Annotated in this window: 19 protein-coding genes and 1 pseudogene; 9 read left to right on the top strand and 11 right to left on the bottom strand. The window is 64.5% G+C overall.

Features of this window, described 5'->3' with window-relative positions:
- Positions 1 to 67 precede the first annotated feature (67 nt).
- A complete protein-coding gene (locus JQ632_RS13905; protein ID WP_212402893.1) occupies positions 68 to 1,144 on the top strand; it encodes a BMP family ABC transporter substrate-binding protein in 1,077 nt (358 codons plus the stop codon).
- A gap of 106 nt (positions 1,145 to 1,250) precedes the next feature.
- Here JQ632_RS13905 and JQ632_RS13900 read toward each other — a convergent pair whose 3' ends face one another.
- Positions 1,251 to 2,600 carry an 8-oxoguanine deaminase gene (locus JQ632_RS13900; RefSeq protein ID WP_212402892.1) on the bottom strand — a complete coding sequence of 450 codons (1,350 nt, stop codon included), beginning with the start codon at positions 2,598 to 2,600 and terminating at the stop codon, positions 1,251 to 1,253.
- Positions 2,601 to 2,743: 143 nt separating this feature from the next.
- Between JQ632_RS13900 and JQ632_RS13895 the strand changes: the two genes are divergently transcribed.
- Complete coding sequence (locus tag JQ632_RS13895) at positions 2,744 to 3,571, top strand: FAD binding domain-containing protein (RefSeq protein ID WP_212402891.1); 828 nt, start codon at positions 2,744 to 2,746, stop codon at positions 3,569 to 3,571.
- A complete protein-coding gene (locus JQ632_RS13890; RefSeq protein WP_212402890.1) occupies positions 3,568 to 6,294 on the top strand; it encodes a molybdopterin cofactor-binding domain-containing protein in 2,727 nt (908 codons plus the stop codon). Before JQ632_RS13895 ends, JQ632_RS13890 begins: the two co-directional genes overlap by 4 nt.
- Here the strand turns inward: JQ632_RS13890 and uraD are convergent.
- From uraD to JQ632_RS13870, 4 genes are all read right to left on the bottom strand, one after another.
- Positions 6,291 to 7,178 carry a 2-oxo-4-hydroxy-4-carboxy-5-ureidoimidazoline decarboxylase gene (uraD, locus tag JQ632_RS13885; RefSeq protein ID WP_212402889.1) on the bottom strand — a complete coding sequence of 296 codons (888 nt, stop codon included), beginning with the start codon at positions 7,176 to 7,178 and terminating at the stop codon, positions 6,291 to 6,293. The genes JQ632_RS13890 and uraD overlap by 4 nt on opposite strands.
- An 11-nt stretch (positions 7,179 to 7,189) precedes the next feature.
- A complete protein-coding gene (gene puuE, locus JQ632_RS13880) occupies positions 7,190 to 8,122 on the bottom strand; it encodes an allantoinase PuuE (protein ID WP_212402888.1) in 933 nt (310 codons plus the stop codon).
- Position 8,123: 1 nt separating this feature from the next.
- Positions 8,124 to 8,537 carry a DUF3830 family protein gene (locus tag JQ632_RS13875; protein ID WP_212402887.1) on the bottom strand — a complete coding sequence of 138 codons (414 nt, stop codon included), beginning with the start codon at positions 8,535 to 8,537 and terminating at the stop codon, positions 8,124 to 8,126.
- Positions 8,538 to 8,629: 92 nt separating this feature from the next.
- On the bottom strand, positions 8,630 to 8,911 hold the full coding sequence (locus JQ632_RS13870) for a hypothetical protein (RefSeq protein WP_212402886.1): 282 nt from the start codon (positions 8,909 to 8,911) through the stop codon (positions 8,630 to 8,632).
- A gap of 325 nt (positions 8,912 to 9,236) precedes the next feature.
- Between JQ632_RS13870 and JQ632_RS13865 the strand changes: the two are divergent.
- Positions 9,237 to 9,478: pseudogene (locus JQ632_RS13865) on the top strand (DUF2798 domain-containing protein).
- Between the two features lie 98 nt (positions 9,479 to 9,576).
- On the opposite strand, the gene JQ632_RS13860 reads toward JQ632_RS13865, so the two are convergent.
- The 4 genes from JQ632_RS13860 to JQ632_RS13845 all read right to left on the bottom strand — a co-directional run bounded on the left by JQ632_RS13860 (position 9,577) and on the right by JQ632_RS13845 (position 13,842).
- The gene (locus JQ632_RS13860) at positions 9,577 to 9,963 is read right to left on the bottom strand and encodes a hypothetical protein (RefSeq protein ID WP_409363484.1); all 387 of its coding nucleotides are present in this window, start codon (positions 9,961 to 9,963) and stop codon (positions 9,577 to 9,579) included.
- Between the two features lie 199 nt (positions 9,964 to 10,162).
- Positions 10,163 to 11,008 carry a hypothetical protein gene (locus tag JQ632_RS13855; RefSeq protein ID WP_212402884.1) on the bottom strand — a complete coding sequence of 282 codons (846 nt, stop codon included), beginning with the start codon at positions 11,006 to 11,008 and terminating at the stop codon, positions 10,163 to 10,165.
- A gap of 166 nt (positions 11,009 to 11,174) precedes the next feature.
- Positions 11,175 to 12,974: a chloride channel protein gene (locus JQ632_RS13850; RefSeq protein WP_212402883.1), complete on the bottom strand. Its 1,800-nt coding sequence runs from the start codon at positions 12,972 to 12,974 to the stop codon at positions 11,175 to 11,177.
- A gap of 241 nt (positions 12,975 to 13,215) precedes the next feature.
- Positions 13,216 to 13,842 carry a MarC family protein gene (locus tag JQ632_RS13845; protein ID WP_212402882.1) on the bottom strand — a complete coding sequence of 209 codons (627 nt, stop codon included), beginning with the start codon at positions 13,840 to 13,842 and terminating at the stop codon, positions 13,216 to 13,218.
- A gap of 149 nt (positions 13,843 to 13,991) precedes the next feature.
- Here JQ632_RS13845 and JQ632_RS13840 point away from each other — a divergent pair, with 149 nt between their 5' ends.
- The 4 genes from JQ632_RS13840 to JQ632_RS13825 all read left to right on the top strand — a co-directional run bounded on the left by JQ632_RS13840 (position 13,992) and on the right by JQ632_RS13825 (position 17,783).
- A complete protein-coding gene (locus JQ632_RS13840; protein WP_212402881.1) occupies positions 13,992 to 14,558 on the top strand; it encodes a ferritin-like domain-containing protein in 567 nt (188 codons plus the stop codon).
- A 169-nt stretch (positions 14,559 to 14,727) separates the two neighbouring features.
- Entirely contained in the window at positions 14,728 to 15,114 is a 387-nt protein-coding gene (locus JQ632_RS13835) for an Hsp20/alpha crystallin family protein (RefSeq protein ID WP_212402880.1), read from the top strand.
- An 8-nt stretch (positions 15,115 to 15,122) separates the two neighbouring features.
- On the top strand, positions 15,123 to 17,501 hold the full coding sequence (gene lon, locus JQ632_RS13830; RefSeq protein ID WP_212402879.1) for an endopeptidase La: 2,379 nt from the start codon (positions 15,123 to 15,125) through the stop codon (positions 17,499 to 17,501).
- 132 nt (positions 17,502 to 17,633) lie between these two features.
- Positions 17,634 to 17,783 (top strand): hypothetical protein, encoded by a 150-nt coding sequence (locus JQ632_RS13825; protein WP_212402878.1) that lies wholly within the window; start codon positions 17,634 to 17,636, stop codon positions 17,781 to 17,783.
- A 75-nt stretch (positions 17,784 to 17,858) separates the two neighbouring features.
- Here the strand turns inward: JQ632_RS13825 and JQ632_RS13820 are convergent, their stop codons facing one another.
- Together JQ632_RS13820 and JQ632_RS13815 are read right to left on the bottom strand one after the other, a co-directional pair.
- Entirely contained in the window at positions 17,859 to 18,161 is a 303-nt protein-coding gene (locus JQ632_RS13820; RefSeq protein WP_140976245.1) for an HU family DNA-binding protein, read from the bottom strand.
- Between the two features lie 283 nt (positions 18,162 to 18,444).
- Positions 18,445 to 19,677, bottom strand: coding sequence for an acetyl-CoA C-acetyltransferase (locus JQ632_RS13815; protein WP_212402877.1), 1,233 nt, complete (start codon positions 19,675 to 19,677; stop codon positions 18,445 to 18,447).
- Between the two features lie 384 nt (positions 19,678 to 20,061).
- Between JQ632_RS13815 and JQ632_RS13810 the strand changes: the two genes are divergently transcribed.
- Positions 20,062 to 21,630 carry a winged helix-turn-helix domain-containing protein gene (locus tag JQ632_RS13810; protein WP_212402876.1) on the top strand — a complete coding sequence of 523 codons (1,569 nt, stop codon included), beginning with the start codon at positions 20,062 to 20,064 and terminating at the stop codon, positions 21,628 to 21,630.
- Positions 21,631 to 21,657: the final 27 nt, after the last annotated feature.

The raw sequence follows: 21,657 nt of genomic DNA, 5'->3' as shown, positions 1-21,657 counted from the left end.
GCAATGCGCGCGATGGGGCGCGTGCGTCTGCGGGGTGTGGCTTTCCCCGACTGTCTGGAGATTGACGATGAGGAAAACAATTCTTGCGGCTGTTGCCGGGCTCCTGCTCGCCGGGAGCGTCGGTGCGGCCTCCGCTGCCGACAAGCTGAAGGTCGGTTTCATCTATCTCGGCCCGATCGGCGACCTCGGCTGGACCTACCAGCATGAGCAGGGCCGCCTGGCGCTGGTGAAGGAGCTCGGCGACAAGATCGAAACCACCTATCTCGAGAACGTCCCCGAAGGTCCCGACTCCGAACGCGCGATCGAGCAGCTCGTCCGCGCCGGCAACAAGCTGATCTTCACGACGTCCTTCGGCTACATGGATCCCACGCTGAAGGTCGCCAAGAAATATCCCAACGTCCATTTCGAGCACGCCACCGGCTACAAGCGCGCGCCGAACATGTCGACCTATTCGGCCAAGTGGTACCAGGGCCGCTACATCCAGGGCCAGATCGCGGCAAAAATGTCGAAGAGCGGTGTGCTCGGCTATATCGGTTCGTTCCCGATCCCCGAGGTCGTCTCCGGCATCAACGCGACCATGCTCGGCGCGCAGGCCGTCAACCCGAACATCAAGGTCAAGATCATCTGGGTGAACACCTGGTTCGACCCCGGCAAGGAAGCCGACGCCGCCAAGGCGCTGCTCGACCAGGGTGCCGACATCATCATGCAGCACACCGATTCACCGGCGGCGATGCAGATCGCGAGCGAGCGCGGCAAGCTCGCTTTCGGCCAGGACTCCGAGATGATCAAGTTCGGCCCGACGGCGCAGCTCACCTCGATCCTGGACACCTGGGGCCCCTACTACATCGAGCGCGTCAAGGCCGAGCTCGCCGGCACCTGGAAGTCCGAGGACAGCTGGGGCGGGCTCGACAGCCACATGTTCGCGATGGCGCCCTACACCAACATGCCCGACGATGTGAAGAAGGCCGCCGAGGAGACGCAGGCTGCCATCACCGCCGGCACGCTGCATCCGTTCAAATGCCCGATGGTCGCGCAGGACGGCAAGGAAGTGGAATGCAAGGGTGGCAAGACTCTCGACCCGGGCCAGATCCTCGGCATGAACTTCTACGTCAAGGGCATCGACGACAAGATCCCGGGTAAGTAGCACGGTTCTTGCTTCAGTAAATCACCTGCTCCTCCCGGAGGAGGTTCGGAGGGGGTGGCCACGAGAACCCGGCACTGGTGGTCGCCCCCTCCTTCCATTCCGCAGCCTATCCAGCCTGGATCGCCCGCGCCGCCGCGCCGTGGCGGCGGATGAGATCGGCAATATCGAGGCCAGGGATCGCGCCGTCGACCACCGCCCATTTGCCTGCCACCATCACGCGATCGGCGCGATGCGCGCCGCACCGCACGAGCGCGGCCAGCGGATCGCCGTGGCCGGAGAAGCGCAATTCGTCGAGCTTGAACAGCGCGAGATCGGCGGCCTTGCCGACGGCGATCTCGCCGAGCTCCGGACGACCGACGCAAGCCGCCGAGCCTTTCGTTGCCCAGCGCAGCGCATCCTTGTGACTGACCTTCCCCACGCCATACCGCGCACGCTGCAGCAGGAACGCCGCGCGCACCTCCTGCATCAGGTTGGATCCATCGTTCGACGCCGAGCCATCGACGCCGAGCCCGATTCCTACCCCCGCCTCCTCCATCTCGCAGACCGGACAGCAGCCGGATGCCAGGATCTGGTTGCTGCACGCGCAATGGCTGATCGACGTCTTGGCCTTGGCCAACCGCTTCATCTCGTCGGCCTCAAAGAAGATTCCGTGCGCCAACCAGGTCCGGGCGTTGAGCCAGCCGCATTGTTCGAGATAGTCGAGCGGACGGCAGCCATACATCTGCTGGCAGAACCGGTTCTCGTCCTCGGTCTCGGCCAGATGCGTGTGCAGCCGCACATCCAGCTTATCGGCGAGATCGGCGGTCGCGCGCATCAAGGACGTCGTCACCGAAAACGGCGAGCATGGCGCGAGCGCGATCTGTACCATGGCGTCCGCGCCGCGCTGGTGATGTTTGGCCACGACCCGCGCGCTGTCGGCAAGGATCGTGTCCTCGTCCTGCACCACGCTGTCAGGCGGCAGACCGCCGTCGCGCTGCGACAGGTTCATCGAGCCGCGCGTCAGCAGCACCCGCACACCGAGCCGCTTTGCAACACCGACCTCGATGTCGACGGCATCTTCCAGGCCGGCGGGAAACACATAGTGATGATCGGTCGTAGTGGTGCAGCCCGATAGCAGGAGTTCCGACATCGCCACGGTGACGCCGAGCTCGAGGGATTCAGGCGTCAGCCTGGCCCAGACCGGATAGAGCGCCTGAAGCCACGGAAACAGCTCGCGACCCATCGCTGCCGGCAGCGCGCGCGTCAGGGTCTGGTAGAAGTGATGGTGCGTGTTGATCAGCCCGGGCAGCACGACATGCTCGCCCGCCTCGAAGACGGCGACATCGGACGTGGCAGGCTTGCCGCCGGCCGGCACCGTTTCCACGATTCGGCCCTCCCGGACCACGATCCCGCGCTCGGCGCCATCAGCCAGGATCGCGAGGGGATCCTTGATCCAGATCGGCTTCGCCTTGTCCATATTCCCGTTTCTCCCGCCGGACGGCTGGGTTCGTGCCTGCAAGGCAGGGGCCAGCGCAACCAGCAACTCTTGTTGCGACTTGGCGCCGGTCTTGCAAGACTTGTTGTGAAGCAATCCACCCGGGTCGAGGCGCTGGCGCAGCCATGGACTTGAATACCATCGCGGCCGTGGCCCATCCGCAGACGCGGGCCCAACTGCCCGCCTGGACGGCAGGCGACGCCTGGCTTGCGGGCGGGACCTGGCTGTTCTCGGAACCCCAGGAGCATCTGAACCGGCTGATCGACCTCACCGACCTCAAATGGCCGGCGCTGACCATCAGTGAAACCCATCTGTCGATATCAGCCACCTGCACCATCGCGCAGCTCGACGCGCTTGCTTGCCCGCCCGACTGGCTCGCCGCCCCCCTCATCAACCAGTGCTGCCGCGCCTTCCTAGCCTCGTTCAAGATCTGGAAGACCGCCACCGTCGGCGGCAATCTCTGCATGTCGTTGCCCGCCGGCCCCATGATCTCGCTGACCTCAGCGCTCGACGGTATCTGTACCATCTGGCAGGCCAATGGCGGCGAGCAAAAAATTCCCGTCGTCGAGTTCGTCACCGGCAACAATCGCAATCGCCTGACACCCGGCGACCTGTTGCGGCAGATCGATATCCCCCTGACTGCGCTCAAGCGACGCTCGGCGTTTCGCCAGATCTCGCTGACGCCGGTCGGCCGGTCAGCCGCGCTCCTGATCGGCAGCCTCGGCGATGACGGCACGTTCACGTTGACGGTGACGGCGTCGACCGTGCGTCCCATTCAACTCTTGCTTCCAAAGTCACCCGACGCGGCTACGCTCGGCAAACTGATCGCGCAGGAGATCGCCGACGACCTCTACCATGACGACGTCCACGGCAAGCCATTCTGGCGCAAGCACATGACGCTGCGGCTTGCCGAGGAAATCCGCAGCGAATTGTGTGACACGGCGCGCCCATGAGTTTCGAGATCAACGGCACGCCGTTTTCCGAACGGCCGCGCGCCGGCCAGTGCCTGCGGACGTTCCTGCGTGAGCTCGGCCACTTTGGCGTCAAGAAAGGCTGCGACGCCGGCGATTGCGGTGCCTGCACGGTGCTGCTCGACGGCGAGCCGGTACATAGCTGCCTGATCCCGGCGTTCCGCGCCGAAGGCCGCGCAATCACCACGATCGAAGGTCTTGCGCCCGAGGGCGGCGCGCATCCGATGCAGCAGGCCTTCCTCGACGCCCAGGCCTTCCAATGCGGCTTCTGCACCGCCGGCATGATCTTGACCTGCGCCTCGCTGAACCAGGCGCAGCGCACCGATCTCGGTGCATCGCTGAAGGGAAATATCTGCCGTTGCACCGGCTATCGCGCAATCGAGGACGCACTCAACGGCACGACTAATGTCGAGGAGACCGTCGAGCCCGGCACCGCCTTCGGCCGCAGCCTGCCGGCTCCCGCCGGGCCCGACGTGGTGCGCGGCAGGGCGCGCTACACCTTCGACACGACGATCGAAGGCCTGCTGCACATCAAGCTCAAGCGCTCGCCGCATCCGCATGCGCGGATCGTCGCGATCGATAAGGCGGCCGCGCTGGCCGTCCCCGGCGTTCACGCGGTGCTGACGCATGAGGATGCGCCCGACCGGCTGTTCTCGACCGCGCGGCACGAGCGGGACTGGATGGACCCCGACGACACGCGCGTCCTCGATGACGTTGTTCGCTTTATCGGCCAAAAGGTCGCCGCCGTCGTCGCGGAGACGGAGGCCGCCGCCGAGGAAGGTTGCCGCCGGCTCAAGGTCGACTACGACATCCTGCCCGCGGTCGTCGATCCCGAGCGGGCGCGCGCGCCCGGCGCGCCGATCATTCATCCCGATCGGACACAAGAGCAGCGCGTCGCCAATGCGCGACAAAACATCGTCGCCGAAAAGCATGGTGAATTCGGCAACGTCGCCGCGGCGCTCGCGAGTTCCGCCGTCACCTACGAGGGCACCTTCACCACCCAGCGCGTGCAGCACGCGGCGCTGGAGACCCATGGCGGCCTTGCCTGGCTCGATGCTACAGGCGTGCTCAACGTCCGCTCCTCCACGCAGGTGCCGTTCCTCACCCGACGCACGCTCGCCGATCTCTTCGATTTGCCGAAGGACAAAGTCCGCGTGTTCTGCGAACGCGTTGGCGGCGGTTTTGGCAGCAAGCAGGAGATGTTTGTCGAGGACATCCTGGCGCTCGCCGCATTGAAGACCGGGCGACCCGTGAAACTCGAGCTCACCCGCGAGGAGCAATTCATCGCGACCTCGACGCGGCATCCGATGCGCGTCCATGTCAAGGCGGGCGCCGATGCGGACGGCAAGCTCACCGCGCTCCAGCTCGACGTGCTCTCCAACACCGGCGCTTACGGCAATCACGCCGGCCCCGTGCTGTTCCACGCAGCACAGGAGTGCCTCAGCGTCTACAACTGCCCGAACAAGAAGGTCGATGCGGTCGCGGTCTACACCAACACGGTGCCATCAGGTGCATTTCGCGGCTACGGACTGCCGCAAACGCTGATCGCGGTGGAAGCCGCGATCGACGAGCTGGCAAAGCAACTCGGCATTAGCTCCTTCGACATCCGCCGCCGCAATGTCGTCAAGCCCGGCGACCCCATGCTGACGCCACCGCCGTCGGAATATCATGATGTCGAGTACGGCTCCTACGGGCTCGACCAGTGTCTCGACCTCGTCGAGCGCGCAATGCAGGCGGATGCGCCGATGCCGGACCTGTCGCCGGACTGGCTGACCGGTGAAGGCATTGCGCTGACCATGATCGACACGGTGCCGCCGGCAGGGCACATCGCGGATGCCGCGATCGCGCTCCGCGACGACGGCAGCTTTGAGCTCACCGTCGGCACCGCTGAGTTCGGCAACGGCACCAGCACCGTGCATCGCCAGATCGCAGCCTCCGCGCTGTCGACGACCGTCGACAACATTCGCCTGCGGCAATCGGACACCGTCCATGGCGGCCACGACACCGGCGCCTATGGCAGCGCCGGTATTTTCGTCGCCGGCAAGGCGACGCAAGCGGCGGCCGAGACTCTGGCAGACGAGCTGAAGCGCGCAGCCGCCGATGCCTGGCTTTGCGATGCCGCCAGTTGCACGCTCGACGGCCATTCCGTCGTCAGCGGCGTGAAGCGCATCTCCTTCGCCGAGCTTGCGGAGCTCGCGCGGGCTCAGGGCAAGCCACTTGCGGCCAGCGGAAACTCCGGCGGCACGCCCCGCTCGGTGGCCTTCAACGTGCAGGGCTTTCGCGTCGCCGTGAACAAGGGCACCGGCGAGATCAAGATTCTCAAAAGCGTGCAGGCGGCCGACGCCGGGCGCGTCGCCAACCCCATGCAATGCCGCGGTCAGGTCGAAGGTGGCGTGGCACAATCGCTGGGCGCCGCGCTCTACGAGGAGATGGTGATCGACGCCGATGGCTGCGTGATCAACGCCAAGTTCCGCGATTACCACCTGCCCTCTTTCGCTGACGTGCCGCGCACCGAGGTGTTCTTCGCCGAGACCTCGGACGCGATCGGACCGATGGGCGCGAAATCGATGAGCGAGAGCCCGTACAATCCGGTCGCAGCTGCGCTCGGCAATGCCATTGCCGATGCCACCGGCATCCGCTTCACGTCCGTGCCGTTCAAGCCGGACCGATTGTTTCCCGCTTTACAGGATAAATTCGGCGTCTAGCTACCGCGGTAGGTCGAGTAGCTCCACGGCGTGACCAGCAGCGGAACGTGATAGTGCCCCTCCGGCTCGCTGATCGCAAAACGCAAGGGGATGTCGTCGAGGAAGGGCGGGTCGGACATCTGCACGCCGCGTGCGGCGAAATACTTTCCGACACTGAACTGCAGCTCGTAGCGGCCGATCGGCAGCGGACGGCCGCCGATCAGCGGCGCGTCGGTGCGGCCGTCATGATTGGTCACCGCGCGCGCGATGACGCGGCTCTCACCGAGCGCTGCGAGCTCGACGAGCTCGACCGCGATGCCCGGCGCTGGCTTGCCGGCGTGATTGTCGAGCACGTGGGTCGACAGCCGGCCGTGCACTTTCAGCTTGTCGTCGGCTGCAACGAGTTGGTCGAGGCGCAGCGCAGAGATGCGACCGATCTCTTCAAGCGCCCGTCGGATCTCGGTCTTGGCAATGTTTTGAAGCCGCGTCTCGAAATCACGCAGGATGGAATCCTTGGTGTAGCGACGCGCGCAGACGATATAGGGTATGCTGAATTTCGTTCGATAGGCATGGTTTGCCCGCTCGAACGCCGCGTATTCCGCCTCCGACAAGCGGTCGAGGCCGGCACTGTTCTGCTCGGCATTCGACTCGGCCGTGAGCCCGGCCGCGCGCTGGGTCTTGTTGGCGAGGTCTGGATGGGCACGGATCAGCGCCATTTGGAGGTCTGGTTCAGCGCTCTGGATGGCCGCCATCAGCGCCGCATGCAGCTGATTGATGCCCGCGAACGGCCGCTGCCCGGCGATCCCTTCCGCGATCCACGGCGAATATTCGACGACATTGGCGAGCGCCGCGACGAAATCGGCCTTGTCAGCAGCATTGAGATCGGACAGCGAGATCTGCGACATCATTCCCTCGGCTAGACCTCGAATGCATCTTCGGCGAGATGCGCGAGCTTGTCGTGCCAGTGCTGCGCGATCTGCAGCCGCGTCGGCACCCAGACCCGCTCGTGCTTGCCGATATAATCGAGGAAGCGAAGCAGGCCCGCGGCGCGACCGGGACGGCCAACAAGGCGGCAATGCAGCCCCACCGACATCATCTTCGGCGCGGTCTCGCCTTCGGCGTAGAGCACGTCGAAGGCGTCCTTGAGATAGGTGAAGAACTGCTCGCCCTCCGCAAAACCCTGCGGGTTGATGAAGCGCATGTCGTTGGCGTCTAACGTATAGGGGATCATGAGCTGCTTGCCGCGGGGACCCTTGACCCAATAAGGCAGATCGTCGGCATAGGAGTCGCAGAGATAGAGGAAGCCGCCCTCCTCCATCAGCAAGCGGTTGGTATTGATCGAGGATCGGCCGGTGTACCACCCGAGCGGCCGCGCCCCCGTCGCCTCGGTGTGCACGCGGATCGACTCGGCGATCTCGGCGCGCTCCTGCGCCTCCGTCATGTCCTTGTGCTCGATCCACTTCAGGCTGTGGCTCGCGATATCCCAGCCGGCTTCCTTCATGGCGGCGACGATTTCCGGATTGCGCTTCAGCGCGGTGGCGACACCGAATACGGTGGTCGGCCATTGGCGCGCGGTGAACATCCGCCACAGCCGCCAGAAGCCGGCGCGCGAGCCATATTCGAACATCGATTCGATATTGGCGTGCCGTTGTCCGGGCCAGGGCTGTGCGCCGAGCACATCAGACAGGAACGCTTCCGAAGCGCGGTCGCCATGCAAAATGTTGTTCTCGCCACCTTCCTCGAAATTGACGACGAACTGCACCGCCACGCGCGCGCTATCGGGCCATTGCGGGTGCGGCGGGTTGCGGCCGTAGCCGCGGAGATCGCGCGGGTAACGAGGTTCCGTCAACTCAGACTTCCTCGAAACGGATCGGCTGGGCGCCCTTCCACAGCACGGTCTTGCCGAGCGTGGCGAGATTTTCCAGGCCCGACGTCAGCGTGATGAAATGGTTGCCGGCGAGCTGGCCCATCTTGCTCGCGAAGTGCACGCCGCCATAGGCCATCAAGATCTCGGTCTCGCTGATGCCGCCGGGGTAGAGAATGATCTGGCCCGGCGCGGGATAGCTGGTGTGGTTCTCGTAGCCGACGCCGAAATCGAGATCGCCAAGCGGCATCCACACGCCCTCGCCGCTCCAGCGCACATGGATGATATGGCTTTCGAACGGCATGGCCTTGCGGAACGCGGCGACGGTCTTGGGCGCGAGTTGCTCCTCGAAACGGGCATCGAAGGTGAAATCGCCGGCGCGGATAACGAGTTTGCTCATCTCATCTCTCTGGGTCGGAGGGTTTCGGCCCTCCAAGGGGAACATTCAAGCAAAGAGCACTCCAGCGGGCCCTGCGCAAGGGGCGCGGCCGCTCACCTGCGGTCGTAGGACCAGCCAAAAATTCCGCTGCGCCGCACCTCCGGCTCGGGCTCGGCCGTCGGCGCCTCCTTCACCTCGGCCTGCGGCGGCAAAGGCGGAGGCGCAGGCGGCGTCGGGATGCTCTCACACTTCATGGAGTAGACCAGCTTGCCGTCGGCGGTGCGCCCGATCGGCGCACAGGGTTCGGTGCGCGCAGCCATGCTTTTCGGAGCCGGCTTTACTTGCGCTATGGCCGGCGAAGCCAGCAGCAGCAGGGCTGGTACAATTCTCCACATCGGCATCGCTCAACCGTGGTCCCCCGTCATTCAATCGGATCGACCGGTCGAAGTCTATCGGCAGGCGCGCGCAGGCCTGCTGAATATTTAGCCGAAAATTGCTTCGTGGTGGCACGGGCTTTCGCAAAATGTCGTTCTCGAACGATCATAACCATCGCGGCTCGTTTCGGCTTGCGCTGCCGGCACCGCGTCGCTATGGAACACCTGCCGCTATTCCAGCGCCGTAAGCGTCTCACGTGAAGCAACGCATCTACCGACATGGTCGGGACCGCTGCTCGTCTTCGAAGCCCACGTGATCGACCTGTTCATTCCATCGAGAAGTCCAATGCCTGTCTTTCGCAAGCTGCCGGCGCGCTATGCGCCGGTCGTCATGCCCTTCGTGCTGTCCGTACTGATGACGGCTGTCGTATCGATGATTTCGACGCTGAAGAGCCTGGGTGCCACGCCGGAATTCCTGTCGACCTGGCCGGTCGCATGGGCCTGTCCTGGCTGGTCGCGTTTCCCACGCTGCTCATGGTCCTGCCGCTGGTCCGGCGGATCGTGGCGATGGTAGTGGCACCGCCGTAACGGCGATCGCGAAACTCCTCTCGTGTCCCGGACAAGCAGCAACGCCCCAAGCGTTGCTCCGCTGCGTCCGGGGCACGGATTTGTCCGACGACGCGCCTCTAGTACGGCTGATAGTAGCGCGGTCCGCCGTAGTACGGTCCGCCGCCATAATAAGCGGGGCCGCCACCATAGTAGCCGGGACCACCATAATAGTATTGGTTCTCGTAATACTCCTGCCGGCGACTCTCGGCGATGGCACCGGCGATCAGGCCCATCCCTGCGCCCATGATCGCAAGGCCAGCCGCGCTCGGGCCGCGCCGGTAATAGCGGCGGCGGACGGCACTGAAATCGGTGGCATCGGAGGACGCAGCTGCCGCGGAGGCGGCCTTTGGCGCCAACGGGCCCGAAGCTGCGACCGAGGGCGAGGCTGCGGTTACGAGGACGAGGCCGGCGAATGCGGCCAAGGCGGCGTTCCGCCCGGCCGGAGAGATCAATCCCTTGCGCATCGACATCTGCATCTCCATGGACTTCCGCATCTCATAGCGCATGTCACCTGTCTGGTCGATGAACGTCAACCATGGCCGGCGGCCTGCGACATTTGCGCCGTGCGGGGAACTTTTGGCGATTTGCGCGCCTTGCGAAGTTCAAGGTGCGGCCAACGACGAGCACCCGTCCACGCGAAACCACATGCACCGCCGATAGCGACTACTGTCGAGCGGACTGCAACTGTACTGGCGCCGGTCGCTGCACTCTGGCTTGCGGCGACGGAAGCGTCGACGCCGGCTTGCGCGCCGACGCAGCAACCGGGCGTGGCGATGGCACCGGCGACGCTGCCGTCTTGGGTTGCGGGCTCTGCTGGGGAGCCTGGTCGGGAGTCTTTTCAGAAATCTTGTCAGGAGTGCTGGTAACAAGGCGCGCGATTTGCTCCTGGCTCGCCTTCAACTCCTCGGCGGTCTTCGCGTTGTCGTGGGCCATTTGCTCCTGCTGCGCCTTCAATTGCTCCTCGTTCGCCTTGAGCTGCTCGATGCCCTGTTCAAGCCTTGCGAGATCGCGCGCCATCTTCTGGAGCAACTCCGTCAGATCGGGGGAGGCCGTGGTTACGGGCGGCGCGATAGCTTCCGATGGGGCCTGAGCAGAAGGTGCTGGTTGTTGCGGCGCTGGCTCCGCCTGGGCGACCTGAGCAGCAGCCTGGCTTGGCTGCACGGCAGGTACCGGCTCTGCTTGCGCTTGCGAAGGCGTCGCAGCGCGCAGCGGTGCCCAACCGGCAATCTTCAGCCTGGCCGTATCGCCATAGGACGATTGCGAGACAAGAGCGGCGGCGCTGATGCAAGCTGCTAACACCAAGCCGATCAGGCCGCGCAGCGCCGGCCTGCCGCGCGACTGCCGGCGGCGCGCGTCTTCGCGCTCCAGCCTCGACAGCGTTTCATTGGCACGCGCGAGTTGTTCATCCGCGCTCCTGATCTTTTCATAGGCGTGAACGAGCTCGTCGTCCGCACGCGCGGACAGGGCATGACGCTGATCAATTGGCGTCGGGTTCGGTGCGGAATCCATTGGCGCTCCTTGCCCCAGCCCAATGTCGCCCGCATGAGGGCATCCCGTCGCATTTGCGCTTGGCTGATACTCCCCAACGCAGTTCGGCCGAAGCAAGACCACATCGTGGAAAGTATGGGGCCGGATGGCGACAGCGGCTGGGCAGACCCACCCCGGAACCGCGCTCCTACGACAGCGCGCCCAGCACGCCGCGCGTCGCCTTGTCGATCTCCTCGACATAGCGGCGGCGGGCGAAAGACTCGTTGAGGAAGCCGACCACCTTGCGGCTATCGGCGGATTCGACCACCGCCAGCATTTCCGCTTCCGCCTCGTCGAAGACGGCCATGGCACTCTTCACGTTCATTTCAGGCAGAAGCACGATGTCGGTGTAGCGGGCCAGCTCGACCACCTGGATGTCGTCGGCGATGGTGTCGAGATCGCTGGAGAACAGGTCCGGCAGCATGACGAGGCCGACATATTCGTCGGCGTTGTTGACGACGACGATGCCGGGCCGCGATCCCAGCACGAATTCGCGCCGCGTAGCCGCGATCGTCGTGGTCGACGGCACCTTGCCGACGTCGCCGCGCATCATCCGCTCCACGGTCAGATTGCGCAGCCAGCCGACGTCGTTGGCGCTGCGGATGGTCTCGCCCCGCAGATGCAGGCGCCAGGTCGAGAACGAATGGCCGAACATGAAGCGGACGCAGATCGAGGTGACGATGCAGCCTGCCAGCACCACGGCGGTGACATCGACGTTGCGGGTCATCTCCAGCACCAGAAACGACATCGTCAGGGGACCGCCGACGATGGCGACCCCGAGCGTCGCCATGCCCGTCAGCATCGCGACCAGCGGGTCGATCGCAAAATTCGGGCTCACCAGCAGCAGCACTGCGGCAAAGAACTTGCCGATCAGGCTGCCCACGAACAGCGAGGCGAAAAACAAGCCGCCGCGGAAGCCCGACGCCAGCGATACCAGGCACGCCGTCAGCTTCAATGCGATGATCATGGCAATGAGCGCGATCGTCATGTCGTGGTGCAGATCCAGCACCATCGCGCCGTGACCGGCCGCGAGCACTTGCGGGGTCAGGATCGCGAAGGCGCCGACGATCAGGCCGCCGAAGACCGGCCTGATCCAGACTGGCAGCCAGGCGAACATCCGCTCGAACACCGTCGAGCTGCGCATCACGGCGATGCCGACGCCGCTGGTGACGAGCGCAAGCCCGACCAGGGCCAGATATTGCTCGAGCCCAACCGCCTCCACCCGCGGCACTTCGAGCGAATAGGGCGCGCCGCCGAGATACTGCGCCGTCAATGCGCCCGCGAGCGAAGCCGCCAGGATCGGCGCTGCGCTGCCGACCGAATAGACGCCGACGATCAACTCGCAGGCGTAGAACGCGCCGGTGATCGGCGCGCCGAACGCGGCCGCAATGGCCGCCGCCGCGCCGCAGCCGACGATCAGGCGAAGATCGTTGCGCCGCAGATTGAGGAACCGACCGAGCAGCGAGGCGATGCCCGAGCCGATCTGGGTGTACCCGGCCTCTAGCCCGACCGAGGCGCCGCAACCGTTGGAGATCAACGTCTGGCTCGACACCACGATGCTGTCGCGCATAGACAGGCTGCCGCCGCGCAATGCATTGGCCTCGATCGGGTCGACCGCGACGGAGATTTTTAGCCGCCGCCGCGACCACTCCATGATGCCGAGCGCGAGCCCGCCCAGCGCGGGCGCCGCCAGCGCCGCCCAGGGGCTGACGACGGCATTGGCCGACAGCCGGACATCGACAGGGATACCGAAGATCAGGACATGGGCGATCTGCGCAATCTCGGCCATCAGCGTCACGACAGCGCCTGCCAGCGTGCCGATCACGAGCGCGAGCGGGATCAGGTAGAATTCGTTGCTGCGCAAAAGCGCGCGGATGCGGACCAGGAGCCGGTTCGACGCCTTGTTCGATCCCTTGCGATCGACGAGATGCCTGATCCGCGCGAACACCGGGGCGCCCGATCAGGCTGCGGCCATGCCGGGAACGGCGCTGGGCTGGCGGACAAGCTCGTCTGTTGTCATTGAGATCGACGTCCTCGCGATCGGCGCTTTTTGCGCTGTTGTCACCCGGAGTACGCAAAGCCTTCAGGCAGCGCAAGCAAAAGCGTTCTTCCTTGCCTGCGGTCGAATTGCCGGCGCAGCGACGTCAATAATTATTCAGTGAAATCAATTTCTTACGGAATGAACCGCGTCATGACAGGCTGGCCCGCACGGCTGCGATTCCATTGATGACGAACTGCACCGAATAGGCCGCGAGCAGGATGCCAAGCAGGCGCGAAAGCACGGCATTGCCGGTCCGCCCCAATGTCCGCGCGATCAGGTTCGCGGAGACGAAACAGAGCCCGCAGATCAGGCACACCAGGAGGATGATCGCGATAATGACGGCGAGCCGGCCGGCATCGGCCGCGTTGCCCGACAACAGCAGCGTGGTCGCAATCGCGCCGGGGCCGGCCATCATGGGAATGGCCAGCGGAAACACGGCGACGTCGGAAGCGTGCTCCGACAGCGCCTTGTCGGCCTCGCGCGCCTCGCGCCGCGGCCGGTCGCCAAAGATCATCTGGTAGGACACGCCGAACAGGAGAAGGCCGCCGGCAATCTCGAAGGCGGGAATGCCGATCCCGAGCTGGCGCAAGAGCCAGTTTCCGATCAGCGCGATCACGACCAGGATCGAGGAGGCGATCAGCGGCGCGCGCAGTGCAACCGCACGCTTGTCCTTGTCGCCCATGCCGCTGGTCGCGGCCAAAAAGGCCGGCGCGAGGCCGACTGGATCGACCACGAGCAGCAAGGTGACGAAGGCCGACAAGGCAAAATCGAGCATGCGAGAGGCCGTCTTCTCGATGGAGTGGCACGTCCCCATGCTTAGCCGCTCGCTAAGGGGACCGCGAGGAACATTTACCAGCGCAGAATCTTGATCGCGTGAGGATTGAGGATGGGGGTGCCTTCCTGCGCACCTCGAGAGGAGGATTTATGGCTAAACGAGCGAAGAAGCGAGCAACCAAAAAGACGGCAGTTCGCCGTACGCGTCAGGCGCCGAAGATGTTGAAGGACCTGTTCCTGGAGACGCTGAAGGACATCTATTTCGCCGAGAACAAGATCATCAAGACGCTGCCCAAGATGGCCAAGGCCGCGCATTCCAAGGAACTTGCCGCCGCCTTCAACAAGCATCTCCGCGAGACGCAAGGTCAGGTCAAGCGCCTCGACCAAGTGTTCAAAATGTTGGACAAACCAGCGCGCGGCAAGCCCTGCGAAGCCATCAAGGGCATTACCGATGAGGGCGCCGGGATCATGAAGGCGTTCAAGAACGCCCCTGCCCTAGATGCGGGCCTGCTCGCCGCCGCGCAGTCCGTCGAGCACTACGAGATATCCCGCTACGGCACGCTGCGCACCTGGGCTGAGGAACTCGGCATGCCGGAGGCCGCAAGGCTGCTCCAGGAGACGCTGGACGAGGAAGAGGCAACCGATCACACGCTGACCGAGCTTGCAACTTCCGTCATCAATCTCGAGGCGGAAGAGGGCTATCGCGCGGCGGCCTAGCGGCCGCGCTGGACGACAACGGACGGCGCCGCGGCTCACCACGCGTGGCGCCGGCGCCTGTTGCGCCAGCCCCTGACCCTGCAGGTCAGCCATGCCAACCCAACCGGCCCATGCTGGATTTCCCGGCAAGGCGTACCATATGCAGGCTTTCCCACCCCAGAGCCTGCCCATGTCCACCAAAAATCCCCTGAACTGGATGCTGTCCGAAGCGCTGGATCAACTCCACCGCGCCGACCGGATGCGCCAGCAATTCGGCCGCCAGGACGCCTGCTGGGAGCCGCCGATCGACGTGCTCGAGACCGAGCGGGAGCTCTTGATCCTCGTCGCGCTCCCCGGCGTCGGTCCGAACAATGTCGAGACGGCAATCCATGACGGCGTGCTCGTCATCAGCGGCCATCGCACCCTGCCGCCGGAGCTGCGCAACGCGCGGATCCACCGGCTCGAGCTGCCGCAGGGGCGCTTCGAGCGCCGCATTGCCCTGCCCGTCGGGCGCTACGCCATCAGCCGCTTCGTGATGGACGGCTGCGTCGCGCTGCGCCTCGCCAAATCCGCCTGAGGTCGATCATGACCAACGAACAGATGAACACCACCCCGCCCCCCGAAACCAAGATCCCCGAGGACGCGCTGATCATGGTCGCCGTCCGCGATCTCGTGCTGTTTCCCGGCGCGATCGGGCCGATTGCGATTGCGCGGCCGAAGTCGATTGCGGCTGCCCAACAGGCGCTGCGCGAGCAGCGGCCGATCGGCATCGTCCTGCAACGCAACGCTGACGTCGACGATCCCGGTCCGGACGATCTCTATCGCGTGGCGACCATCGCCAACATCGTGCGCTACATCACCGCGCCCGACGGCACCCACCACATCGTCTGCCAGGGCGTGCAGCGCGCGCGCATCCTCGACTTCCTGCCGGGGACGCCGTTCCCGGTCGCGCGGGTGCAGCAGATTCCGGAGCCGACCACGACCTCGCCGGAGATCGAGGCGCGGTTCCTCAATTTGCAACGCCAGGCCATCGAGGCGATCGAATTGCTGCCGCAGGCGCCGCCCGAATTGATCGCGATGTTCCAGAACACCACTGCGCCCGGAGCGCTGGCGGATCTCGCGACCTCGACCATGGACATCAAACCGCAGGAGAAACAGGAGATCCTGGAGACAGTCGACCTCGTTTTGCGCGTCGAGAAGGTGTCAAAGCAGCTCGCCGAGCGGCTCGAGGTGTTGCGCATCTCCAACGAGATCGGGCAGAAGACCAAGGCTGCGTTCGACGAGCGCCAGCGAGAGGCGATTTTGCGCGAGCAGATGGCGACCATCCAGCGCCAGCTCGGCGAAGGCGACGGCAAGGCGGCCGAGGTCGCCGAGCTGACGGAAGCCATCGCCAAAGCCAAGATGCCGCCCGAGGCGGAGGCTCACGCCAAGAAAGAGTTGCGGCGCTACGAGCGTATGCCCGAGGCGGCCGGTGAAGCCGGCATGGTCCGCACCTATCTCGACTGGCTGATCGAACTGCCTTGGGCGCTGCCCGAGGAGAAGCCGATCGACATCAAGGAGGCCCGGCGCATCCTCGATGCCGATCACTTCGGCCTGGAGAAGATCAAGAGCCGGATCATCGAATATCTGGCCGTGCGCAAGCTGGCACCGCAGGGCAAGGCGCCGATCCTGTGCTTCGTCGGTCCGCCCGGCGTCGGCAAGACCTCGCTCGGCCAGTCCATCGCACGCGCGATGGATCGCCCCTTCGTGCGCGTCAGTCTCGGCGGCGTGCATGACGGGGCCGAGATCCGCGGCCACCGGCGCACCTATATCGGCGCGCTGCCCGGCAACATCATCCAGGGCATCAAGAAGGCGGGTAGCCGCAATTGCGTGATGATGCTGGACGAGATCGACAAGATGGGCCGTGGCGTGCAGGGCGATCCTTCGGCCGCCATGCTGGAGGTGCTCGACCCCGAGCAGAACGGGACGTTCCGGGACAATTATCTCGGCGTGCCCTTCGACCTGTCGCGCGTGGTGTTCATCGCGACCGCCAACATGCTGGACCAGATCCCGGGCCCGCTGTTGGACCGCATGGAGCTGATCAGCCTCGCCGGCTACACCGAGGAGGAGAAGCTGGAGATCGCCAAGCGCTATCTGGTGCGGCGGCAGCTCGAGGCCAACGGCTTGACGGCCGAGCAGGCCGAGATCGAGCCGGAGGCGCTGCGTCTGGTCGTCAAGGGCTACACGCGGGAAGCCGGCGTGCGTAACCTCGAGCGCGAGATCGGCAAGGTGCTCCGCCACGCGGCGGTGCAGATCGCCGAGGGCACCGCCGAGAAGGTGGTGATCGCGCCGAAGGATCTGGCGACCGTGCTCGGCCAGCCCCGCTTCGAGGGCGAGATTGCGCTCCGCACCAGCGTGCCCGGCGTTGCCACCGGCCTCGCCTGGACGCCGGTCGGCGGCGACATCCTGTTCATCGAGGCGACGCGCGTGCCCGGCAGGGGCAGCATGATCCTGACCGGCCAGCTCGGCGAGGTCATGCGCGAGAGCGTGCAGGCTGCGCTGACGCTGGTGAAGAGCCGCGCCACCCAGCTCGGCATCGATCCGTCGCTGTTCGAGAAGAGCGACATCCACGTCCACGTGCCGGCGGGTGCGACCCCGAAGGACGGACCGAGCGCGGGGGTGGCGATGTTCACGGCGCTGACCTCGCTCCTGACCAACCGCACGGTGCGCAGCGATACCGCCATGACCGGCGAAATCTCGCTGCGCGGCCTGGTGCTGCCGGTGGGCGGCATCAAGGAGAAGGTGGTGGCGGCAGCCGCCGCCGGCCTGACGCGGGTGATGCTGCCGGCGCGCAACAAGCGGGATTTCGACGACATCCCCCAGAGCGCGCGGGACAAGCTCGAATTCATTTGGCTGGAACGCGTCGACGAGGCGGTCGCAGCGGTGCTCGAGCCGGCCAAACCGCAGGTCGAGGCGGCGGAATGAAATATTTCCCGTAAAGCTTGATCCACAGCAAGGACGCCCGCGCCATACGGGCGTTTCCTTAGCCCTAGGGAACCGGGGCGCGAGCCCCGCGCAGACGATGAGAAGACCAGCGAGACGATAGAGGTCCTACTGATGTTCGGATTGTTCAAGACGATGATGAACCTGGAGACGTTTCAGCGGCTGCGCCGCAAGGTCGCCCAGTTCTGGCATTGGCACGTCATGCCGTCGCATGCGCTCCGGCCGGTGCCGATCCCGGTCCGGCCTAAGCGCCGCAAGGGCTAATCCCTCCGCTTCACCCTCGCGGCACCCAAAACAAAAGGCCCCCTCCTTGGCGAAGGGGGCCTTTGCTTTTAGCCCTTAGGCCACGGCGTCCTTGGCGGCCTTGACGGGCCGGGCACGGACGATCTTGCGGGCCGGCTTGGCCTTGAACATCATCTCTTCACCCGTGAACGGGTTGGTGCCCTTGCGCGCCTTGGTCGCGGGCTTCTTGATGACGACGAACTTGGCGAAGCCCGGCACCAGGAACAGGCCGTTCTTCTTGAGCTCCTTGTGGCCGACATCCGTCAGCGTCTCCATGACGTTCTTGACGTCGCGCTTGGAAAGCTCGGTGGCGGTCGCAATCTTCTCGATGAGCTGCGATTTGGACATTTGGGCTGGCATCGTGTCTCCTCTGATTCGTTGCCGGTTGCATATTAGACCAACCATTGAAGGCCTAGAGCCTTCTGCACAGTTTTGTCGCGATTTTTGCGGGCTTTTTTGCCCCTCTGTGACAAAAAACCCTGCTTTTTAGCCACTTCCGGAGTGGGTGGCGCCCAAAGCAGCGCTTTTTGCCGCGTTTCAAAGGCCCGCATACGCCTTTGCTAAAGCTGATTCCATGCTTTCGACAAGCGACGACCGGCCTCTTTGTGGGAGGCCGGTCGATTTCAGGCCCTGAAAATAGGGGTCAGACGCGCTCGATGATGATCGCCGGCGCCATGCCGCCGGCGGCGCACATGGTCACGAGGCCCCGCTTCAGGTCGCGCCGTTCGAGCTCGTCCAGCACCGTGCCGATCAGGATCGAACCGGTCGCACCGATGGGATGGCCGAGCGCGATCGAGCCGCCATTGACGTTGACCTTGGCGCGGTCGAGCCTGAGGTCGCGGATATATTTCTCCGCGACCACCGCAAAGGCCTCGTTGATCTCGAACAGGTCGATGTCGTCGATGGTCAGCCCCGCCTTCGCCAGCACCTTGCGGGTCGCCGGCACCGGCGCGTTCAGCATCAGGGTCGGCGAGTCCCCCATATTGGCCATCGCGACGACGCGCGCGCGGGCCTTGAGGCCATGCGCCTTCGCGTAAGCGGGCGACGCCAGCAGAATGGCGGCGGCGCCGTCGACCACTCCCGACGAGTTGCCGGCGTGATGCATGAAGTCGATCTTCAGATCAGGATACTTTTGCAGGATCAGGCCGCGATAGGTGGTGCCCTTGTCGTCGAGCGCGTAGTCGGCGATCGCGGGGAACGCCGGCTTCAGGGCGGAAAGCCCCTCCATCGTGGTCTGCGGCCGCGGATATTCTTCGTGGTCGAGCGCGAGGCTGCCGTCCTCGCGATGAACAGGCACCAGGCTCTTCTTGAAGTAGCCGTTCGCCATCGCATGCGCCGCGCGCTTCTGGCTCTCGAGGCCAAGCGCATCGACGTCGTGCCGGGTGATGCCCTCCATGGTCGCGATCGCGTCCGCGCAGACGCCCTGATGCGACTGCGGATGTCTTGCGCGCAGGCGCAGATTGCCGCCATCCATCATCATGGGACCACCGCCGCGACGTCCCTCCATCGACATCATCTCGCAGCCGCCGGCGATGACGAGATCTTCCGCACCCGCCATGATCGAGGCCGCCGCCATGTTGACGCTGGTGATGCCGGAGCCGCAGAAGCGGTCGAGCGTCACGGCGCTGGCGCGCACGTCATAGCCGGCATCGAGCGCCGACATGCGCCCGAGGTCGCCGCTTTGCGTTGCGACCTGCGCGCTGCAGCCCCAGACGATGTCGTCGACATCGGCGGTGTCGATGCCGGTGCGCATCGCGAGCGCGCGCAGCACCGTTGCACCCAACTGCTGCGGATGGATGCCCGACAGCGCGCCCTTGCCCGCCTTGCCCACGCCCCGCGGCGTCCTGCATGCGTCGATGATGAGTGCGTCTGCCATGGCTTTTCCTCTTCTTTTGAATGGCTGAGGGCGTTTTGAATCAGGGGGCGAGCGGAGTCAATCGGCGCGCCGGATCGCCCTCCTGCAAAAAGCTCGAAAACAACCCCATGCACAGTAGAAGCTGGGTTTCGCGCAAAGCGCACGGCCATTCCGGCGAACCATATGACGCCTCAACGCAAATCAGCGGCGACGCGCAAGGATGTCGGCAGGCGGCCCGCCAGGCCGATCGGAAATGCGCCCCTCGCAATCTCCGTCATGCGGATGGTTTGACGCGGCGGGAGAGGCGCGCTCGGCAAACGGCTTACATTTTCCGTACCGGCAGCCTATTGTTTTCGCGTCAGACATCGCTCTAGCGGCCTTAAGGGGCAACCGGGGGAATGTCCCGTGCTCTATTTCTTCGAGCACTATACGTTCGACACTGACCGGCGCGAGCTGCTCCTGGGAGCTGTCGTGGTGCCGACAACGCCTCAGGTTTTCGACCTGCTCGATTACTTGATCCGCCACAGGGAACGCGTCGTCAGCAAGGACGACCTCATCAACGCCATCTGGAAAGGACGCGCCGTCTCGGACGCAGCGCTGACGACCCGCCTGAATGTTGCCCGGAGCGCGATTGGCGATTCCGGCGGGGAACAGCGCCTCATCAAGACATTGCCGCGGAAGGGCTTCCGTTTCGTCGGACAAGTGCAGGAAGCTCCGGGGCGCAAAGGCGCTGCAGTCCCTGATGGCACGATAGAACCGAAAAGGCTCGCCCTCGCTCTCCCGGATAAACCCTCCATCGCCGTGCTGCCGTTCGAGAACCTGAGCGGTGATCCCGAGCAGGAGTATTTTGCGGACGGCATGGTCGAGGAAATTGTCACGGCCCTTTCGCGAAACAAGCAGCTCTTCGTCATTGCCCGGAACTCCAGTTTTGCGTTCAAGGGCAGACCTGTCGAGATCACGCAAGTGGCCCGGGATTTAGGGGTTCGATACGTTCTGGAGGGAAGCGTTCGGAAATCCGGTCGTCGCGTCAGGATCGCCGGTCAGTTGATAGATGCAGCTTCCGGCTCGCATCTCTGGGCTGACAGATATGACGGAGCGCTTGAGGATATCTTCGACCTGCAGGACCAGGTCGCGGCCAGCGTGGCTGGCGCAATCGCCCCAAGCGTGAGCCAGGCTGAAATGGAGCGCGCCAAACGAAAGCCCACCAGCAATCTTGATGCGTATGATTATTATCTGCGTGGGGATGCCTCGCATTTCGAATTTACAAGGGACGCCACGAATCGAGCCGTTGGTCTCTACGAGAGGGCTATTGCGCTGGATCCGCAGTTTGCACTGGCTCATGCAGCACTGGCAGTGACGTTGAGCAGCCGCAAAGCCTTTGGGTGGAGTACCGATCCGGCATCCGACAGATCTCAAGCCATCACCTACGCCAAGACCGCCTTGCGTCTGGAGAGCCAAGATGCTTCGGTGTTGGCGCGATCAGCACTGGTTCTGACCTTCAACAGCAATGAAGTCGAACTGGCCGACAGTCTCCTGAACGAAGCAATTCGCCTGGATCCAAATGGAATGTCGGGATGGATGTGGGGTGGATGGACCAAAACCATCCTGGGTGACCCACGAACAGCACTTGACTACCTTCAGCGCGCATTGAGACTGAGCCCACTGGATCCCCGCATTGCTTTCGCAAACGAAGGATTGGCTTTCGCCCACTTCTTTCTCGGGAACTATAAGGAGGGGCTCAAGTTCGCGGCCAATATGTTGCGTCATCATCCGACTTATGTGCAGGGCCTGCGCATGGCAATGGCTTGTCATGCGATGCTGGGCGACATGGAAGCTGCACAAAAACTTTGGCAGCAAGTCGCTCTTCTCTCTCCATCTGATCGTCTGTCCGGAATACGAAAGCGCTCTCCATGGAGAGATCAGGACTTTGCGAAGCTGGAGGAAGCCTATCGTCTCGCCGGAATGCCGGAATGAGCGGGAACGTTTGACGTCTACGGGAGG

It is taken from the genome of Bradyrhizobium liaoningense (genome assembly GCF_018130955.1).
Taxonomy (GTDB): Bacteria; Pseudomonadota; Alphaproteobacteria; order Rhizobiales; family Xanthobacteraceae; genus Bradyrhizobium; species Bradyrhizobium liaoningense_C.
This window is presented reverse-complemented; position numbering and strand designations above follow the sequence as displayed.

Coding starts and splice junctions, on each gene's coding strand:
- JQ632_RS13875 (WP_212402887.1), bottom strand. CDS start 8,537: ATGAGCAAACTCGTTATCCGCGCCGGCGATTTCACCTTCGATGCCCGT.
- JQ632_RS13895 (WP_212402891.1), top strand. CDS start 2,744: ATGGACTTGAATACCATCGCGGCCGTGGCCCATCCGCAGACGCGGGCC.
- JQ632_RS13825 (WP_212402878.1), top strand. CDS start 17,634: ATGTTCGGATTGTTCAAGACGATGATGAACCTGGAGACGTTTCAGCGG.
- JQ632_RS13890 (WP_212402890.1), top strand. CDS start 3,568: ATGAGTTTCGAGATCAACGGCACGCCGTTTTCCGAACGGCCGCGCGCC.
- JQ632_RS13905 (WP_212402893.1), top strand. CDS start 68: ATGAGGAAAACAATTCTTGCGGCTGTTGCCGGGCTCCTGCTCGCCGGG.
- JQ632_RS13835 (WP_212402880.1), top strand. CDS start 14,728: ATGTCCACCAAAAATCCCCTGAACTGGATGCTGTCCGAAGCGCTGGAT.
- uraD (WP_212402889.1), bottom strand. CDS start 7,178: ATGTCGCAGATCTCGCTGTCCGATCTCAATGCTGCTGACAAGGCCGAT.
- JQ632_RS13870 (WP_212402886.1), bottom strand. CDS start 8,911: ATGTGGAGAATTGTACCAGCCCTGCTGCTGCTGGCTTCGCCGGCCATA.
- JQ632_RS13845 (WP_212402882.1), bottom strand. CDS start 13,842: ATGCTCGATTTTGCCTTGTCGGCCTTCGTCACCTTGCTGCTCGTGGTC.
- JQ632_RS13815 (WP_212402877.1), bottom strand. CDS start 19,677: ATGGCAGACGCACTCATCATCGACGCATGCAGGACGCCGCGGGGCGTG.
- JQ632_RS13900 (WP_212402892.1), bottom strand. CDS start 2,600: ATGGACAAGGCGAAGCCGATCTGGATCAAGGATCCCCTCGCGATCCTG.
- JQ632_RS13855 (WP_212402884.1), bottom strand. CDS start 11,008: ATGGATTCCGCACCGAACCCGACGCCAATTGATCAGCGTCATGCCCTG.
- JQ632_RS13820 (WP_140976245.1), bottom strand. CDS start 18,161: ATGCCAGCCCAAATGTCCAAATCGCAGCTCATCGAGAAGATTGCGACC.
- lon (WP_212402879.1), top strand. CDS start 15,123: ATGACCAACGAACAGATGAACACCACCCCGCCCCCCGAAACCAAGATC.
- JQ632_RS13840 (WP_212402881.1), top strand. CDS start 13,992: ATGGCTAAACGAGCGAAGAAGCGAGCAACCAAAAAGACGGCAGTTCGC.
- JQ632_RS13860 (WP_409363484.1), bottom strand. CDS start 9,963: ATGCGCAAGGGATTGATCTCTCCGGCCGGGCGGAACGCCGCCTTGGCC.